Source organism: Stenotrophomonas sp. 05L44_2, from assembly GCF_056665995.1.
Window position 1 is genome coordinate 1 of sequence record NZ_JBFTNR010000775.1, and the last position, 3,103, is coordinate 3,103.

At 65.6% G+C, this 3,103-nt stretch carries 3 protein-coding genes and 1 pseudogene; 1 reads left to right on the forward strand and 3 read right to left on the reverse strand.

The features are described from left to right. Both AC1VAN_RS20475 and AC1VAN_RS20480 read right to left on the reverse strand, forming a co-directional pair. A pseudogene (locus AC1VAN_RS20475) lies at positions 1-194 on the reverse strand (polyhydroxyalkanoate depolymerase); the annotation flags it as partial. Between the two features lie 86 nt (positions 195-280). Next, the gene (locus AC1VAN_RS20480) at positions 281-877 is read right to left on the reverse strand and encodes a class I SAM-dependent DNA methyltransferase (protein WP_480986600.1); all 597 of its coding nucleotides are present in this window, start codon (positions 875-877) and stop codon (positions 281-283) included. Between the two features lie 148 nt (positions 878-1,025). Here AC1VAN_RS20480 and AC1VAN_RS20485 point away from each other — a divergent pair, with 148 nt between their 5' ends. Continuing rightward, positions 1,026-1,481, forward strand: coding sequence for a CopD family protein (locus AC1VAN_RS20485; protein ID WP_025877688.1), 456 nt, complete (start codon positions 1,026-1,028; stop codon positions 1,479-1,481). A gap of 421 nt (positions 1,482-1,902) precedes the next feature. On the opposite strand, the gene AC1VAN_RS20490 is transcribed toward AC1VAN_RS20485, so the two are convergent. After that, on the reverse strand, positions 1,903-2,862 hold the full coding sequence (locus AC1VAN_RS20490; protein WP_025877686.1) for an acetyl-CoA carboxylase carboxyltransferase subunit alpha: 960 nt from the start codon (positions 2,860-2,862) through the stop codon (positions 1,903-1,905). Between the last annotated feature and the right edge of the window lie 241 nt (positions 2,863-3,103).

Genomic DNA, 3,103 nt, shown 5'->3' on the forward strand with positions numbered 1-3,103 from the left:
TTGATGCCCCATTCGGGCTTCTCGTAATCCTTGCCGATGCGATGGAACAGCTCATTGACCGCCGCCAGACGATCAGCGCCAGGCATCTGCGACCACCAGTGTCCCTGGTTGGCGAAGAACTTGGCGTTGGCCTGGGCCTGGTGCACCCAGGGGGCGAGCAGGTTGCGGGTCAGTTCGTGCAGTTGATAGAGCATGCCGACCGAATATGTATGGTCTTATGTTGCCGCGCAGCATAGCGCATCCGACTGTCCCGGACGTTAAGCAGACTCACTGATCGTATTCAGCGGGCCGCCTGTTCCAGCGCAGTCGCTTCAGTGGCCAGCGCTGGCCCCAGCCAGAGGTGGGAGCCGACTGCCTGCAGGCCTTGCCGGGTCAGCTCGCGCCGGTACCAACGGGCCGGGCGCGACTGGAAGCCGTCATGGTCGCCCTCGAATTCATCTTCGGCGGCGAAGGTCTCCAGGAACGCCACGCCTGCGGTCAGCTCGGCGACACCGGCCAGGCCTGCGCGAAGTTCGCGGTTGGGCACGTAGTGCATCACGTCCGAACAGACCAGCAGGTCGACCGGGGCGCAGGGTCGCAGCCAGGCGAAATCGCCGAAGCTGGCCAGGTGCAGGTTGCGGGTGCGGCCGTAGCGGCGCACAGCGTACTCGCTGCTGTCGAAACCGAGGTATTCGACCTTCGGACGCAGTTTCAGCAGCGGCGCGCGCCATGCCCCTTCGCCACAGYCGACGTCCAGCACGCTGCGGATCGGTCGTTCCAGGTAGTACTCGGCCGTCGCCACGGCGAGGGCGACCTTGCGCGCCAGGCGCGCGCTGCCACCGATGTCGGCGCGGCGATACCAGCGCTGGAAGTAGGCGGCGTCGTAGGTCTTGTCCATGGCGATCCGGTGCAGTCGTGAAATCGGCGCCTATCGTACGGCGTTGCAGCACGTCATGCGTCGATGTGTCGCGGCGGTTGCACGTGAGGTGGCCTCGCCACGACATGCGAGAATGGCGGACATCCACGCCAGCCGCCGGAGCGAGCGCATGCAGAGCTATTACTGGGTCAAGACCTTCCACATCGTGTTCGTGGTGGCATGGATGGCCACGGTGTTCTACCTGCCGCGCATCCTGGTGAACCTGTCCGAGACCGCGGGGCAGCCGGCGGTGGTCGAGCGCCTGCAGCTGATGGGCATGCGCTTGTACCGCTTCGGCCATTCGATGTTCGGCCTGGCGTTCGTGCTCGGCCTGGTGCTGTGGCTGGGCTACAAGGTGATTCCGGATTTCCCGACCATGGTCGCCCCGGGTGGCGCAGGCTGGCTGCACGCCAAGCTGGGCCTGGTGGTGGTGCTGCTGGCGTACTTCATCTGGATCGGGCGGCTGCTGAAGGGCGTGGCCAAGGGCAGGGCGCTGCCGTCGTCGCGCGCGCTGCGCTGGATCAACGAGATTCCGCTGCTGGCCTTCATCCCGATCGTCTGGCTGGTGCTGGCCAAGCCGTTCTGAGATCTGGAGCTCTCGAACATGTCACTTTCTTGCTCGTGCAAGAAAGTAACCAAAGAACACGCCGCCAGGTCGCGAGCCGGTGCTACGCACCGGTGCCCTGTGCTTCTCGGTGAATCAGGGGACGGCGCCGAACTCGCTGCGCTCAGACATCGGCGCCTCTAGGCCCCTGATTCCCCTGCGATGCTCGGCTCGCTAAAAGGCGGACCCAACGTCAAACGCCACACCTGCACCCAGTAGATCCACGCCATGCGTGGATGCTTTTCGCTCTGCTTTCCCAATCCGCCTTCAAGCGAGCCGAGCACCGGAGGTCCGGCAAGGGCGTAGAGGCGCGGATGTTTGAGCGTAGCGAGTTCCGCGCCGTCCCTTGGCGGACTGAGGAGCGCAGGGACGCGAAAAGAAAAGTAACGCCTCGAGCACAGGCTCAGGCCGCCTCGTAAGTACCGTAGCTGCGCAGGCGCTTGTAGCGCTGGTCGAGCAGCTCTTCGGTGGACAGCGCATCCAGCGCGTCCAGCTCGTTCAGCAGCACGGCCTTCAGTCGCTTGGCCATCTGCGTCGGGTTGCGGTGGGCGCCGCCGGTCGGCTCGCGCACGACCTTGTCGACCAGGCCCAGGCCCTTCAGGCGCGGCGCGGTCAGGCCCAGCTGCTCGGCAGCATCCTTGGCCTTGCCGGCATCCTTCCACAGGATCGAAGCACAGCCTTCCGGGGTGATGGTCGAGTACACCGCGTATTCCAGCATCACGGTACGGTCGCCCACGCCCAGCGCCAGTGCGCCGCCCGAGCCGCCTTCACCGATCACGGTGCAGATGATCGGCACCTTCAGTTCGGCCATCTCGATCAGGTTGCGCGCGATCGCCTCGGACTGGCCGCGTGACTCGGCATCGATGCCCGGCCAGGCGCCGGCGGTGTCGATCAGGGTCAGCACCGGCAGGCCGAAACGCTCGGCCATCTTCATCAGGCGCAGCGCCTTGCGGTAGCCCTCGGGCTTGGGCATGCCGAAGTTGCGCTTGATCTTTTCCTTGGTGTCGCGGCCCTTCTGGTGGCCGATGACCATCACCGAGCGGCCATTGATGCGGGCCAGGCCGCCCATGATCGCCTTGTCGTCGGCGAAGGCACGGTCGCCGGCCAGTTCCTGGAACTCATCGCAGATGATGCGGATGTAGTCGGCGGTGTACGGGCGCGACGGATGGCGGGCCAGCTGCAGCACCTGCCACGAGGTCAGGTTGCGGAAGATCTGTGCGGTGCGCACGCGCAGCTTGTCCTGCAGCGCATGCACTTCGGCCTCGACATTGACCGCCGGCCCGGCACTGGCGTTGCGCAGTTCCTGGATCTTGGCTTCCAGGTCGGCGATGGGTTGCTCGAAGTCGAGGTAGTTCGGATTCATCGGAAGCCGTCGTGTAAAGAAGAGGGGAATTCTAGCCGAATGCGCAGGAACGGCCCGTACGCCTTCGTCTGGAAGCCGACGGTAGCGCAGTGGGGGCCGGCGGCGCCAGTCGGTCCGCCGGCCGCCGGTTCAGGGCAGGACCAGCGCGCTGCGGGCCATTTCGGTACTGCGGATCGTCACGAAGTCGTTGTAGGCCTCGTTGGCCGCCACCGGCAGCTTCGCGCCGAGCGTCATGGTGGCC